General features: G+C 48.9%; 14 protein-coding genes. 4 read left to right on the top strand and 10 right to left on the bottom strand.

Annotated features, from left to right (window positions below; translation table 11 throughout):
• Complete coding sequence (pstB, locus tag EIP93_RS15720; protein ID WP_010300948.1) at nt 1-816, top strand: phosphate ABC transporter ATP-binding protein PstB; 816 nt, start codon at nt 1-3, stop codon at nt 814-816.
• 577 nt (nt 817-1,393) lie between these two features.
• On the opposite strand, the gene EIP93_RS15710 is transcribed toward pstB, so the two are convergent.
• A complete protein-coding gene (locus EIP93_RS15710) occupies nt 1,394-1,861 on the bottom strand; it encodes a hypothetical protein (protein WP_010300943.1) in 468 nt (155 codons plus the stop codon).
• A 381-nt stretch (nt 1,862-2,242) separates the two neighbouring features.
• Here EIP93_RS15710 and EIP93_RS15705 point away from each other — a divergent pair, with 381 nt between their 5' ends.
• On the top strand, nt 2,243-2,689 hold the full coding sequence (locus EIP93_RS15705; protein ID WP_103862468.1) for a helix-turn-helix domain-containing protein: 447 nt from the start codon (nt 2,243-2,245) through the stop codon (nt 2,687-2,689).
• A gap of 106 nt (nt 2,690-2,795) precedes the next feature.
• On the opposite strand, the gene EIP93_RS15700 is transcribed toward EIP93_RS15705, so the two are convergent.
• The 6 genes from EIP93_RS15700 to ppiB form a co-directional block, all read right to left on the bottom strand.
• Complete coding sequence (locus tag EIP93_RS15700) at nt 2,796-4,163, bottom strand: L-serine ammonia-lyase (RefSeq protein WP_103940905.1); 1,368 nt, start codon at nt 4,161-4,163, stop codon at nt 2,796-2,798.
• 268 nt (nt 4,164-4,431) lie between these two features.
• Nucleotides 4,432-5,721: an HAAAP family serine/threonine permease gene (locus tag EIP93_RS15695; protein WP_095700166.1), complete on the bottom strand. Its 1,290-nt coding sequence runs from the start codon at nt 5,719-5,721 to the stop codon at nt 4,432-4,434.
• Between the two features lie 517 nt (nt 5,722-6,238).
• Complete coding sequence (purK, locus tag EIP93_RS15690) at nt 6,239-7,309, bottom strand: 5-(carboxyamino)imidazole ribonucleotide synthase (protein WP_044206698.1); 1,071 nt, start codon at nt 7,307-7,309, stop codon at nt 6,239-6,241.
• Nucleotides 7,306-7,815, bottom strand: a complete 510-nt coding sequence (purE, locus tag EIP93_RS15685) for a 5-(carboxyamino)imidazole ribonucleotide mutase (RefSeq protein WP_102118886.1) — start codon at nt 7,813-7,815, stop codon at nt 7,306-7,308. The genes purK and purE overlap by 4 nt, the downstream gene beginning before the upstream one ends.
• Nucleotides 7,816-7,993: 178 nt before the next feature.
• Entirely contained in the window at nt 7,994-8,716 is a 723-nt protein-coding gene (gene lpxH / locus EIP93_RS15680; protein WP_109224845.1) for a UDP-2,3-diacylglucosamine diphosphatase, read from the bottom strand.
• Nucleotides 8,717-8,726: 10 nt separating this feature from the next.
• On the bottom strand, nt 8,727-9,221 hold the full coding sequence (ppiB, locus tag EIP93_RS15675; protein WP_039492307.1) for a peptidylprolyl isomerase B: 495 nt from the start codon (nt 9,219-9,221) through the stop codon (nt 8,727-8,729).
• 421 nt (nt 9,222-9,642) lie between these two features.
• On the opposite strand from ppiB, the gene EIP93_RS15670 reads away from it, so the two are divergent.
• Entirely contained in the window at nt 9,643-10,074 is a 432-nt protein-coding gene (locus EIP93_RS15670) for a DoxX family protein (RefSeq protein ID WP_039486396.1), read from the top strand.
• Between the two features lie 285 nt (nt 10,075-10,359).
• Nucleotides 10,360-11,745, top strand: a complete 1,386-nt coding sequence (gene cysS / locus EIP93_RS15665; RefSeq protein ID WP_039486394.1) for a cysteine--tRNA ligase — start codon at nt 10,360-10,362, stop codon at nt 11,743-11,745.
• Nucleotides 11,746-11,837: 92 nt separating this feature from the next.
• Here the strand turns inward: cysS and ybcJ are convergent, their stop codons facing one another.
• The 3 genes from ybcJ to EIP93_RS15650 all read right to left on the bottom strand — a co-directional run bounded on the left by ybcJ (nt 11,838) and on the right by EIP93_RS15650 (nt 14,604).
• A complete protein-coding gene (gene ybcJ, locus EIP93_RS15660; protein ID WP_039486392.1) occupies nt 11,838-12,050 on the bottom strand; it encodes a ribosome-associated protein YbcJ in 213 nt (70 codons plus the stop codon).
• Nucleotides 12,051-12,086: 36 nt separating this feature from the next.
• Nucleotides 12,087-12,950: a bifunctional methylenetetrahydrofolate dehydrogenase/methenyltetrahydrofolate cyclohydrolase FolD gene (folD, locus tag EIP93_RS15655; RefSeq protein WP_010307420.1), complete on the bottom strand. Its 864-nt coding sequence runs from the start codon at nt 12,948-12,950 to the stop codon at nt 12,087-12,089.
• A 106-nt stretch (nt 12,951-13,056) separates the two neighbouring features.
• The gene (locus EIP93_RS15650) at nt 13,057-14,604 is read right to left on the bottom strand and encodes a sensor domain-containing diguanylate cyclase (RefSeq protein WP_125232951.1); all 1,548 of its coding nucleotides are present in this window, start codon (nt 14,602-14,604) and stop codon (nt 13,057-13,059) included.
• Between the last annotated feature and the right edge of the window lie 462 nt (nt 14,605-15,066).

Below are 15,066 nucleotides of genomic sequence, written 5' to 3'. Positions count from 1 at the left end.
ATGGGATTTATGACACAAAAGGAGATGGCACCGCTGCCTGATGTTCATCAACTGAGTGATGAGCAGACGACGTTAACCGTGGAACATCTGAATCTTTACTATGGCGACAAGCAGGCACTGAACGATATTTCGATTCGTATTCCGAAGAATCAGGTGACGGCGCTGATTGGCCCGTCAGGCTGTGGCAAATCCACGCTGTTACGCTGCTTTAATCGTATGAACGATCTGGTGGACGACTGCCGTACCGAAGGTGATATCAGGCTGAATGGGATGCTTATCAACGACCCGCAGCTGGATGTTGCTACATTGCGCCGTCGGGTGGGTATGGTTTTTCAACGACCGAATCCGTTTCCCAAGTCGATCTATGAAAACGTGATTTATGGCCTGAGATTACAGGGATTACGCGATCGCCGTTTTCTGGATGATGCCGTTGAGCGTGCGCTACGTGCGGCGGCGCTTTGGCATGAGGTAAAGGATCGATTGAGCGACAACGCGCTGACGCTATCCAGCGGGCAACAGCAGCGTTTGGTGATCGCCCGGGCGATCGCCATTGAGCCGGAAGTGTTGTTGCTGGATGAGCCGACCTCCGCACTCGATCCCATTTCTACGCTGGTTGTTGAAGAGCTGATGGGAACGCTAAAGCAGCATTTCACGCTGGTGCTGGTGACGCACAACATGCAGCAGGCGGCTCGCGTGTCGGATTACACTGCGTTTATCAATCAGGGCAAACTGATCGAATACAATCGTACGGACGATCTATTTACCTCTCCGACTCAGCGCCGCACAGAGGATTATATTACTGGGCGTTTTGGTTAGAACCGTACTTAAATAATAGAATGCAATATCATTTCTATGCGTATCATTTTATTATGAATGGTAATGATATTGCGAATATTTTTAAACTTATTCATAAAAATAAATAACCGATTAATTATTATTTTTTTAATTTAAAGGTTTTTATTTTTTTTGTGATTTTTTTACTGAAAAAAAATAAAATTTTGATTCATAGTTTATATGCAGCGATTGGCTGTATTTAAATGGAATTACTCAGGATGAGAAAGAAAATATATATTGGCGTTGCATTCAGTATGTTGGTTAGTGTGATGTTTCCGGCTTATTCTCAGGCTCAGGAAGAGCCAGTCGTGGAAACAATTACTGTGCTGGATGCTCCTTTCCTAGGGAATCTAACGTCTGCAAGTAAGCCTTCCTCTCAGGAATATGAAATTATTTACCCGCCCCATCCAGGATATGATCCTACAATGAACTGAACACAACTAGGCATTGCCGTGTTGGTCAGTGGGCTATGGTAATTTATCGAACGCTTGGCACTTCACTGAATATTCGATAACACCGCATTCTCAGCAGGTTCTCTTAAAAGAGAACCTGCTTTTCATTATGCCTTCACGCTAATCGGCGTGTAACTAAGTTGTGCTAGTTTATCTAATACTGATTTTTGCTGTTCTGCATGTAAGTGCTCGCCGCGTGATAGCGAACCGCTTATTCCATTTTTTAGCATTTGTATAAAATTGATTTTCCGATTGGGGTCGGTGGAGGAGACATCGTCAACAGGAGGATGCAAAATGAGCAGTGCCGCCATACCGATTTCCAGACTTTCTTCAAATGACATATCGCCGGAGGCGGTGAGCTCTTTTGTCGCATCAATCGCTTCCTGTGGCGTCATATTGGAAAAATCATAACGCTTGCTTGACTGAATCGTTGAAGGGGGATTAGTCGTAGTGGAAACTGAATGGAGGTTTGGCTTTGATGTGTTGTCACTGAGTGAAAACGCATTTTCCGCAGATTCCTTACGGTTCACCGAGGGGACTGAGTAGTTGATACTATTAAGGCTCGTGATGCTCATTACGGAAGTTCCTTTCCTATGGGATTGAGGTTCAATAGTAGAGAATCAGCGTACGGTGCAATCGTACGAATATGGAATAAAGTTTACATTAATTTATGTATTTTTATTTATTATTCGTACTAGAAAATTTATATTTTTATTTTAATCATATAAATCAAATGGTTAATTTTTTTAGTGATTTGTTAATGGTTTTAATTATTCAATTAAGTAATGTTTTGAACTAAAAGTAATCAGTACTGATAGTGAGATACAGTGGTCTCCTTGTCAGTGTGTATCGACCATAAAAAAATTATGGATACCGTTCATCAATTGTCCGTGCCATTTGAAAAATTGATGATAAAATGCGCGCAAATTTTTTGACTCTGGCAAGTGGCGGGTAAGATGAAATTCAGTACCATGAACGAAGGCGAAATTATTACCGAACTGTGCCGGAGAATAAAAGACTCCAGAATTCAGCAACGTCTATCGCAGGTCGATCTCGCCGAACGGGCAGGGCTGGGGATTGCGACGATCAAGCGTGCAGAAATGGGCGAATCTATTACGCTCAGTAGCCTGCTCTCTATTCTGCGTGGATTAAATCGTCTGCATCAGATTGAAGGCGTGCTTTTCGATGCCGAAGTGGAATCCTTCCATGCACAGATTAGCGGTGAGAAAAAACAGACGCCGCTGCGTATCAGAAAGAAAGCCGCCACGTTTCCTGCCAAAGCGCTCACCAAGCATGAAAATATCAAAAAACCAGCTAACAGCACTGTGGACTGGTATATCGCGGCGGCTGAAAACAATATTGTCTGGTCATTGCCTGAAAGCGATAAAAAAATAAAGGGTTAATGCAAATGCATTAACCCTTACGCATGATCCTCTGATTATCGCGTTAATCTGTCAGGCATTTAACGCGACAAGGCCAGTTTATCTCCCACCATGATCCCCTGGGATATCATTCGCACAGCACGACTTTAATTGCTAAACCGCCGCGAGACGTTTCACGGTACTTGGCGTTCATGTCTTTGCCTGTTTCATACATGGTTTCAACGACCTTATCCAGCGATACGCGTGGCTCGCTGGTGCGGCGCATTGCCATTCTGGCGGCGTTGATCGCCTTCACGGAGGCAATGGCGTTGCGTTCAATGCACGGCACCTGAACCTGACCCGCTACCGGGTCGCATGTCAGCCCCAGATTATGCTCCATCCCGATTTCTGCCGCGATGCATACCTGTTCAGGGCTAGCGCCGAGTAGCTCAGCCAGACCGGCTGCCGCCATCGAACAAGCAACGCCGACTTCCCCCTGACAGCCCACTTCCGCACCGGAAATAGAGGCGTTCATTTTGTAGAGCATACCGATAGCGCCGGATGCCAGGAAGTAGCGTAGGTAAGATTCTGGGGTGACGGGTTGAACGTAGCGATCGTAATAGGCCAGCACGGCGGGAATAATGCCGCACGCGCCGTTAGTTGGTGCGGTGACGACGCGTCCACCAGCTGCATTTTCTTCCGACACGGCCATCGCGAACATGTTCACCCAGTCCATCGCATCCATCGGGTCGTTAGAAAAGCGATCGTTGATGAACAGCAGGCGATGCAGCGCTGATGCCCGACGGGGAACGCGTAATGGGCCGGGCAGCACGCCTTCCGTATTCATGCCGCGATGCATGCAGTCCTGCATGGTTTTCCATACGTCGGCAAAATAATTCTCAAGCGCTTCCCGACCATGCATCGCAATCTCGTTTTTCAGGACGATGGCGGATAAAGACAGGCAGTGATCGTGACAGTGTTGCAGTAACTTCTGGGCAGAAAAGAACGGATAGGGCGCGCTTTCCTCTGCCAGATTGGGTTTGCCGAAGTTTTCCTGATCGACGACGAATCCGCCTCCGATGGAGTAATACGTTTTGCTATAGACCAACTCTTGCTGGTTATAGGCGCGAATGGTCATGCCGTTTTCATGCAGCGGCAGGTTTTCCGGCTGGAAACGCAGGGAGGATTCCAGCGGGAAGCTGACCTCATACTGACCGTTGAGCATCGGCAGGCGCTGAGTGTCTTTCACCTGTTGAATAAACGCCGGAATACTATCGATATTTACGCTATCCGGCAGATTACCCGCGAGCCCCATAATGATAGCGATATCGGTGTGGTGCCCTTTCCCCGTCAGGGAAAGTGAGCCGTAAATATCAACGACAATACGTGTCACCGATGAGATAAGCGCGCGGTTCACCAGATCGTCGGTGAACATTTTACCCGCTTTCATCGGGCCGACGGTATGAGAACTGGACGGGCCGATACCGATTTTGAAGATATCAAATACGCTGACCATAGCGATTTCCTTGAAAAAAAACGCCGGATACCCGTCATACTTCAAGCTGCATGTGCGTTGGTTTCCCTCACTCACCCTAGTCACTTACTTGAGTAAGCTCCTGGGGATTGATGAACCTCATTTATGAGGTTCACCCTTCGGGTCAGTGCTAGCACTGTTCAAATCGGTCTAAGACCGATTTGTCGTGTGGTTACCGCCTATCTGCAACTCGAATTATTTAGGGTATGACTAGAAAACAACGTGCCGGCGTTAAATTAGGGTGGGGGGCTTACAGCAGATCGCGCAGGCTGTAAACGATGGCGGAAATAGCGATCAGTCCCATCAGGGTGACAAAGACGTTGCTGATGTGGCCGCTGTATTTCTTCATCGCTGGAACTTTCTGGATGGCGTACATCGGCATCAGGAACAGCAGGCACGCGATAATTGGGCCGCCCAACGTTTCGATCATGCCCAGAATGCTTGGGTTCAGCGTCGCGACAATCCAGGTGGTGATCAGCATGAACAGCGCAGTGATGCGGTTCAATTTGGTGTTGGAGATGGTTTTGCCTCTGCTGCGCAGGGATTTCACGATCATGCCGTTAAAACCTTCGCCTGCACCCAGATAGTGACCCAGGAACGATTTAGAGATCGCGATGGTGGCAATAACGGGAGCCAGATAGCCGATTACCGGGTTGTTAAAGTGGTTCGCCAGATAGGACAGAATAGAAATGTTCTGTGTCTTCGCTTCCATCAGCTCAACTGGAGAAAGGCTCAGTACGCAGCTGAAGACGAAGAACATCACGGTCAGCACCATCATGATGTGGCTGTAAGACAGAATACGTGAGCATTTTTGCTCGGCGTCATCGCCATATTCTTTACGTTTGGCAACGGCGAAAGAGGAGATGATTGGCGAGTGGTTGAAGGAGAAAACCATCACTGGAATAGCCAGCCATAGTGTTGCCAACAGACCGTTGCCGGTGACGCTGGAACTCAAAGAAATGTTTTCAAAAACAGAGGTGTTCCAGTTCGGAATTAAATAAAGCGCCAGCAACATCAGCACGGCAACAAACGGGTAAACCAGAATACTCATGGCCTTAACGATCATCGCTTCACCGAAACGTACAATAAACATTAATCCGAGGATCAATATTAATGACAGCAGGGCACGTGGCGGAGAAGGCAAGTGCAATTGGTGAGTAATAAAGCTATCTACCGTATTGGTGATGGCGACGCTATAAACTAATAGGATCGGATAAATAGCGAAAAAATAAAGCAAAGTGATTAATTTACCTGCACCAACGCCGAAATGTTCTTCAACGACTTCGGTAATATCTTCGCCACCTTTCTTGCCGGATAATACAAAGCGGCATAATGCACGGTGAGAATAATATGTCATCGGGAAAGCAATCAGTGCCATGATAATTAACGGAATTAATCCACCAATACCGGCATTGATAGGTAAGAATAACACGCCAGCGCCGATGGCCGTGCCATAGAGGCCCAGCATCCAGACGGTGTCGCTTTTACGCCATCCTGAAGCCTGTTCTAACACCTGGCTACTATCTTGAATGGTGCTCATATACTGATTTCTCCTCGGTGGACATATTAATACCCCGTTACAAGGGTATTGCCACATGATGTGGATTATAAAAATTACAGTATCGGCAAGTTGCCGTTACGGAGTTTAAAAAACGAACGAGACATGTTGCTAATTATGTCAGTAGGTCAATACTGTTTTGTGGCGGCATTCTATATCGTGGTGGTCAGCGAATAATATTGAGGCGATCACAGAAATGAATTGACGGGAAATATTTTAATAAATTTCCGCGCAAATTAAAATATCAATCTTGATACTTTATTTTAAATATTTTTAACGGCTCGTTATTGATGCTTTATTTAATTGCTGAGTGATGAAAAATGAACAATAAATAAAATAAAGGGCAGATGAAATAATAAACGCAATTTTGCTGATGTCACGCGTAATGATGGTTTTTCTCTTTTTCGGACGTATCGATGGCGCAGTTCCTGCTGTTGCATCACCTCAGACGAGAGTTATCCGGCAGATTGCAACCTGCCGGATAATGGTCACCGATCTGTCAGGCGGTGAGCTTTTCTTCTGCCCACGCCAGACCGCTGTGGTATTCCTCTGGTAAGAGAGGTGCCAGCGATTGCAGCGTGCGTTGCAACTGTGCGGTATCCGACGACGGTAGATTGAGGTGTCCAACTTTGCGACCAGGACGAACGTCTTTCTCATACCAGTGCAGGTGTACCAGCGGCAGCGCCAACCAGTCGATATTCACGTCAGTGCCGATCAGGTTGACCATCACCGACGGTGTTTCGACAACCGGTACTGGCAGCGGCAGATCCAGAATGGCGCGCAGGTGCAGCTCAAACTGGCTGATCGACGCGCCATTTTGCGTCCAGTGTCCGCTATTGTGTACGCGCGGAGCCAGCTCGTTAATGAGCAGGTGGTCGCCAACAATAAAGCATTCCATCGCCATCACACCCACATAACCCAGCGCATTCATTATTGCGGACAGCATCTGTTCGGCCTGCTGCTGCAACTGCGGATCGGGCTGAGGGAAAGCCACGCTGGTGCGCAGAATACCATCCTGATGCAGATTATGAGTGAGCGGGTAGAACACACATTTGCCGTGCGTATTGCGGGCACCCACCAGCGAGACTTCGCCAGAAAAATTAATGCCTTGCTCAACGATGCATTCGCCGTAGCAGTCAGCGGGCAGCGTTTGCTGTTCGCCATCGCGCAAGCGCCACTGCCCGCGGCCGTCGTAACCACCGACGCGACGTTTAACGATAGCGAGTTCACCTAATGAGGCAAAGACGTGTGGCCATTCATCGGCACTAGCCAGCAACTGCCAAGGAGCAGTTGCCAGATTCAGCGAGTCCAGCAGCTGCTTTTGCGTCAGGCGATCGGCCAGACGCGGGAAGATATCGCGGTTTGCAAACGCCGTGTGCTCGGCCAACTCACGGGTGAGAGCCGTTTCCGGCCAGCGTTCGATTTCGGCGGTAATGACACTGTTATGAAACGGAACCGATTCCGGCTCTGCATCCAGTCCCACTGGGTAAACTGCAATGCCTAGCGGTTCACCAGCCTGACGCAGCATTCTGCCCAACTGACCATTGCCTAATACGCAGACCGGTTTCATGCCTCCTCCCGCGGATCGGGATGAGAGAGCACATCATCGGTTTGCGCCTGACGCCAGTCTGCCAGTCGGGCAGAGATGCCCTTGTCGTGCAGGGCAAGAATTTGTGCGGCCAGCAGAGCCGCATTCGCCGCGCCCGCTTTGCCAATCGCCAACGTGCCGACCGGAATACCACGCGGCATTTGGACGATGGAATACAGGCTGTCTACCCCGCTCAGCGTTGAGCTTTGTACCGGCACGCCAAGCACGGGAACCAGCGTTTTCGCTGCCAGCATACCCGGCAGGTGTGCTGCGCCGCCTGCGCCCGCGATAATCACATCAAAACCGTTCTGTGCCGCTTGCTCAGCGAAGCTGAATAGCTTGTCTGGCGTCCGGTGTGCGGAAACGACTTCGGTATGAAAAGGAATGTTCAGCGTGGTGAGGATTTCCGCAGCAAACTGCATGGTGGCCCAGTCACTCTTTGAACCCATGACGATGGCAATTTTAGCCGGGGCAACGTTGGATGACATGCCTGTAACGCTCCTGTGATTGTACGTGTTCGTGACGCGTTCGCGTCGGCCAGACAGGGAGGGTCTGGCGTTGAGGGCGTAGAGCATATCACGCCATTATGGCGAGGAAAACGGTTGCGTATGCGGAAATGCAGGGGGGATAAGGCGAGAGACCGTTAAGTCAATGTCAAGAAACGCATTAAAATGGGAAGGAAATCAGTTCGATATTTTGTGGCGTGACCTTAATCATCGACCCTTCTTCATGCCAGGCCCCGAGAACGGCGCGACGACCAGACGATTCACCGAGATCGACCTGATGAATGGCTGGACGGTGCGTGTGGCCGTGGATCATCGTCTCCACCTGATAATGCCGTAAGCGTGCAAGTACGGCGTCGTGATTGACATCCATAATCTGCTGCGACTTTTTTTGGTTTTCGTGCTGGCTGGTTGCCCGCATCTTCGCCGCAATTTTCATACGTAGTGACAACGGTAATAGCAGGAAGAGTCGCTGAATAAATGGGTTGTGTACCCGACGGCGGAATTGTTGGTAATGCCGATCGTCAGTGCACAACGTATCGCCATGCAGAATGAGAATCTTTTGGCCGTAGAGATCGAGCACCGTTTCTGTCGGCAGCAGCGTCATTCCGCTTTGCTTGGCGAAACGCTTACCGATCAGGAAATCACGGTTACCGTGCACGAAATAGCAGGGAATGCCGCGCTGATGTAAGGCATACAGTTCCGTGGCGACAGTCGCATGCAGCGGCTGAGGATCGTCGTCACCTATCCAGGCGTCGAACAGGTCGCCAAGTATGTACAGCGCATCGGCATGGATCGCGTCATGGCGTAAAAAACGCAGAAAACCGGCGGTAATCGCCGGTTCATGAACACTTAAATGCAGATCGGCAATGAACAGCGTTGCCATGCAGGTCGAATTATTCGCTGATCGTTACGTGGGTAATCACCACGTCTTCTTTCGGTACGTCCTGATGCATGCCGCTGCGGCCGGTAGCAACGCCTTTGATTTTATCAACAACGTCCATGCCTTCGGTGACTTCAGCGAATACGCAGTAGCCCCAACCATCGGCACGCTCTGAACGGAAGTTCAGGAAATCGTTATCAACGAGGTTGATAAAGAACTGGGCAGTTGCAGAGTGCGGATCGTTGGTACGTGCCATCGCCAGCGTGCCACGGGTATTTTTCAGGCCGTTGTTGGCTTCATTTTTGATTGTCGCATTGGTTTCTTTCTGATCCATGCCGGGAGCGAAGCCGCCGCCCTGAATCATAAAACCATTAATCACGCGGTGAAAAATCGTGTTGTCATAAAAACCGCTGCGACAGTAGTTCAGGAAGTTTTCTACGGTAACCGGCGCTTTGTCTGCAAACGTGTTAATGACGATATCGCCGTGGTTGGTATGAAGCGTAATCATAATAATGAACCCTAGATAGCCTTAGTGATTAAGAGTGCAGTTCACAAAAGACGGTGAACAACAAGAGCGCTGTTATAGCATAACTGGTCGATTGAGTCAGTACTTCGCGCTTACCGCACCGTTGTTGGCGGTTGGATAGATGAGAAAATCGTATAAAAAGGTTTACTACTCTGATTTTGGTAGTCGTCACATAATATGTGTGCTTAATAATAGTGCGCAATAAGGTGTTAATCAGGCAATAGGGACTTTTAAAAACAAATAAATTGATCAAAATTTCAAATAATAGTTAATTAATTTGAATGAGATTTTTGTTGCCCCAGATCAATGTTTTGCGTAATCAACGTGTTCTTTTTTTGTGGCTCAGATTAATCTGAGAGTAATTCTTATTCTTCATAAATAACTCTAAAGAGATAGGTGAACTATGCTGGGTATTCTGGATAGTGTTAATCGTTTATTAGACAAACCGGATTTTGGCAAACTGTTTTTGCGCGTATCTTTCAGCGTTTTGATGCTGTTTCATGGCTGGCATAAGGTACACGGTGGAATCGGTGCCATTGAAGGCATGCTGACCTCCGCAGGGCTCCCTGCTTTTGTTGGCTACGGTGTCTATGTCGGAGAAGTCATCACTCCGATCCTGATGATTCTCGGCATTTTCACACGTCCTTCTGCGCTGATTTTCTCCTTCACGATGGTGGTAGCGACGTTACTGGTTAACGCTGGTGGTTTCGTTACGCTGGCCAAAACCGGCGCTTGGGGTGTTGAAGGTACGGCGGTGTTCTTCTTCGCGGGTATCGCGATTGCCCTGCTTGGTAGCGGAAAATATTCTGTGATGTCGAATCCGCGTTGGCGCTAATTGTTTTTTGTTAGCTGAACGTTTTTTCGTCAGCAACGTCGATTGTATTAAATGGCCCGGAAATCTGGGCCATTTCATTTTTATCCTTTCTCGCTTATTCCCTCTTCTTAACCTTGCAATACAATAGGGTTCAGGTTTCAATACGCCGTTGGGGTGTAAACCCTGAATGCATTGATGTTACTGACGCTACCTGCGACGGTGGTTGACCTATCGTGTGAACGCTATGCTTTGTGAAAACCATTTTTTTGTGAAAACCATTTTTTATAAAAACACTGGAACGCCCTGATGCTAAAGATTTTTAATACGCTGAGTCGCCAAAAAGAGGAATTTAAACCCATCCACGCCGGTCAGGTGGGAATGTATGTGTGTGGCATCACCGTTTATGACCTGTGTCATATCGGTCACGGGCGTACTTTCGTGGCGTTTGATGTGGTGGCGCGGTATTTGCGGTATCTGGGATATTCACTGAAATATGTGCGTAATGTCACCGATATTGACGACAAAATTATTAAACGTGCGATCGAAAATGGGGAAACCAGCGACCAACTGACGACCCGTATGATCGCAGAGATGCACGCCGATTTTGATGCGTTGAATATTCTGCGCCCGGATGCCGAACCGCGTGCGACACACCATATTGCCGACATCATCGAAATGGTGGAAGCGCTGATCGCCCGTCGCCACGCCTATGTTGCGAGTAATGGTGACGTGATGTTCTCCGTTGATACCGCGCCGGGTTACGGCGTGCTGTCTCGTCAGGATCTGGATCAGTTGCAGGCTGGCGCGCGCGTTGAAATTACCGAAGTGAAGCGTAACCCGATGGATTTCGTGCTGTGGAAAATGTCCAAGCCGGGTGAACCACACTGGTCCTCTCCGTGGGGAGAAGGGCGCCCTGGCTGGCATATCGAATGTTCTGCCATGAACTGCAAACAGCTGGGCACGCATTTTGATATTCACGGCGGCGGCTCCGATTTGATGTTCCCGCACCACGAAAACGAGATCGCGCAGTCCAGCTGTGCACACGACGGCTCGTATGTGAATTACTGGATGCACTCCGGCATGGTGATGGTTGACCGCGAAAAGATGTCAAAGTCGCTAAATAACTTCTTCACCGTACGCGACGTGCTGGCATATTACGACCCAGAAACCGTGCGTTACTTCCTGATGTCAGGCCACTACCGTAGCCAGTTGAACTACAGCGAAGACAACCTGAAACAGGCGCGATCGGCATTGGAACGTTTGTATATCGCGTTGCGTGGAATGGATGCTAGCGTTGCGGCGCACGGCGGTGACGAGTTTGAAGCCCGTTTCCGCGAAGCGATGGACGACGATTTCAACACGCCGGAAGCCTACTCGGTGCTGTTTGATATGGCGCGTGAAGTTAATCGCCTGAAAACGGAAGACGTGCAGGCGGCGAACCAACTGGCATCGGCACTGCGTAAACTGTCCGGCGTGCTTGGTCTGTTGGAGCAGGATCCTGAACAGTTCCTGCAAAATGGCGCGCAGGTGGATGACGAGGAAGTGAAAGAAATCGAAGCGTTAATCCAGCAGCGTAAAGATGCGCGTGCGGCGAAAGACTGGGCGCTGGCGGATCAGGCTCGCGATCGTTTGAATGAAATGGGGATCGTGCTGGAGGATGGCCCGCAGGGAACGATCTGGCGCCGTAAGTAACGCTTTCTTCCTGTAACACGCTTTCAGTAAATAAAAAGCCCGCAAGAATAACATTGCGGGCTTTTTTTTCGCTGTGGTCGATGCCGTAAAGGTTACTCGGCGACTTTTACCGTTTCGCCGTTGAACTGAACGGTTTGCCCAGCAACGATTTTGCAGCGCTTGCGTGTTTCCGTCTGGCCGTCAACGGTCACGTCGCCAGCGGCGATAGACAGTTTGGCTGCTGCGCCACTTTCACTCCAGCCCAGCAGTTTCAAGAGATCGCACAGTTCAACGTGCGGATGCTTTTCAAGATTAAAGGTTGCCATAAATTCCTGCTTATCGGTGTTTGACCTTATCGCCAATTATTCGGCGTGGTCATGATACTCTTCGCACGCCTGTAGCGTGTTTTGAATCAGTGTGGCAACGGTCATTGGGCCGACGCCGCCCGGTACGGGGCTGATGTAAGACGCTCTTTCCTGCGCCGTTTCAAATTCCACATCGCCGACCACTTTACCGCTTTCCAGACGGTTAATACCCACGTCCAGCACAATCGCGCCCGGTTTAATCCATTCGCCGGGGATGAAGCCCGGTTTACCGACCGCGACTACCAGCAGATCGGCGTTTTCAATATGGTGGCGCAGATTTTTGGTGAAGCGGTGCGTGACGGTCGTGGTGCAACCAGCCAGCAGCAGTTCCAGACTCATCGGACGGCCAACGATATTGGACGCGCCGACGACAACGGCATTCAGCCCGAAGGTGTCGATATTGTAACGCTCCAACAGCGTGATGATGCCGCGTGGCGTACAGGCTCGCAGCATGGGGGCGCGCTGGCACAAACGACCCACGTTGTAAGGATGGAAGCCATCCACATCTTTACTTGGCGCGATGCGTTCAATTACCTTGGTATTATCGATGCCTTCCGGCAGCGGAAGCTGAACCAAAATACCGTCAATCGTCTGGTCGGCGTTGAGCTGGTCGATAAGTGCCAACAGCTCAGATTCCGTTGTGGTGATGGGCAAATCATAAGAGCGGGAAATAAAGCCGACTTCTTCACACACTTTGCGTTTGCTGGCGACATAAATCTGTGACGCCGGATTCTCGCCGACCAGCACAACAGCTAGGCCCGGTGCGCGTTTTCCTTCTGCCAAACGCTGCGTGACTCGTGCGGCAACTTCGTCTTTGACCTGCTGCGCAATCGTTTTACCATCAATAATCTTTGCTGCCATCTGAGAAAAGACCCATCAATTTGAAATAGGGGGAGATGGCCGCTATTTTGTCAGAAGCTGCGTGCGCTGTCAGGTATTGCATCAACATTAATTCCAATTGCTGCCGCTATTCACTCACCTCAATACGGTTTTTACCGCCATGTTTGGCGCGATACAGTGCAGCATCGGCAATATCGATAACGGACGACGCCGCTGGCGGTGGGGTATCGGCGCAGAACACATAAACACCGGCGCTAATGGTGACGATTTTTTCTGGGAATAGTGTGGTTTCATGCGGGATCTTTTCTTCACGTACTAAATCCAGCGCGCGCTGAGCCAGCGCGGCGGCGCTTTGTTTATCGGTCTCGGTGATGATGATCGCGAACTCCTCACCGCCATAGCGGGCGACTAAATCTTCTTTGCGCTTTGGCATATTACTCAGAATATTCCCGACTTTGCGCAGACACTCATCGCCTGCCACATGGCCATAGTGGTCGTTGTACTTTTTAAAGGCATCGATATCGATCATGATGAGCGCGATACTGCGCTGTGTTTCCACAGCTTGCAGCAGAGTTTGTTCCAGGAAGGTATCGAATTGACGACGGTTAGGTAGGTTCGTCAGGCCATCGAACAAGGCAAGCGTTTTCAGGGTATGGTTAACTGACGTGAGTTCATCACGCACGATGGTCAAATCGATCTGATTTTTCAAATTCATACGAATCTGTCTCAGCACGATCAGGCCGAGCAGGCTGCTGGTCAGTACCATTGCCAACGTGATAATACCGTAGATGAAGCTGTCCGTTTTCCATGGAGAAAGAGCCTGATCGAGATCATAACCTGCGCCGATAACGATGGGGTAACGTTTTAATTTTGTGTAACCATAAACCCGCTTGATATTATCGAGCGTGGAAGTGACGGTTGCGGTGCCGCTTTCGGACTGCTTCAGATATTCTGAAAATATCGGGCTGCTAGATACGCTACGGTTGATATAGGAATCATCGTAAGGGCGGGCGTATAGGATTCTGCCATCGGAAAGCAAAATGGCGAGCACATCCATGTTCCCCATGGAGTAGTAGCCATAATACTGCTTAAAATAGTCCAGTGAGAGGGTGGTGAGCAATACACCGTTAAAACTGCCGTCTGGCTTATTGAGACGTATGGAGACGGGGATGACCAGATCTCCGGTAGAACGGCTTTTAATCACGCTGCTGATATAGATATTGGTGCCGATGTTGCTTTGATGGTATTTGAAGTATTCTCTGTCGGAATAGTTATTCCGCACTGGGCTGACGACGCCGGAATTGATCACCCAGTCGCCTTTTTCATCATAGACAAAGATGCCGTGCAGTTGCGGCAGCGCGGCTTTACGGTTTTTCAAAATATCACTCAGCCGGCTTAACTGTGCAGGCGATTGGCCGTCCTGTTCGATACGCTCTTGTAAATCCTGTAGCAGAATGTCGACTTGTAAAAAAGTATCTTCGGCATGGCGTGCCAGCGACAGAGACAGGTTTTTGGCGTTTCGCTCGGTTGAATCGATAAGCTGTTGGTGAGAATTGAAGACTGCCCATCCGTTCAGCGCCACTACTGCGGTGATGATGAATAACATAAAAACGATCATCAATTTTTGGAGCGGCATTTGATAGTGGCTGGCCTTGTCACTTGTGCTGACCTTCATTGTCCTTCCCATCCTTAGCCAAAGAAATGACTGATGATAAGTGTAGACGTTTCTGACAGTTGCGCTGGCAATTGATGAGACAGGCTTATGATTTTTTTGTCGGTTTTATCGAGTACTAAGCCGCTTTGATAATAAAGTAACGTCTCTACACAGTATCTCCATGTAGCGTTGATAAAAACTCGAAAATAAACCGGTATTATCGTGTTTATTCATTAAAATCATCTAAGATAAATGACGTTGTGTTACATAACGTCATGAAAATTTGTTTTCACGCTAATGATTTAAAAAAGTCACAAGGTGTAAGAAGATCTTTATTTATTATTAAATGCGCTATGTTTAATTGGCGTTTAACTGGAATTGCTAATGATAATGATGTTGCGTTTCTGACGTTTCAACTGATAAAGAAAAGATGTCTTTGTGAATGATGGTTTCTGAACGTGGGAGCGAAACAAGAAATAAATT

This window comes from Pectobacterium versatile (genome assembly GCF_003932035.1).
GTDB classification, from domain to species: domain Bacteria; phylum Pseudomonadota; class Gammaproteobacteria; order Enterobacterales; family Enterobacteriaceae; genus Pectobacterium; species Pectobacterium versatile.
This window is presented reverse-complemented; position numbering and strand designations above follow the sequence as displayed.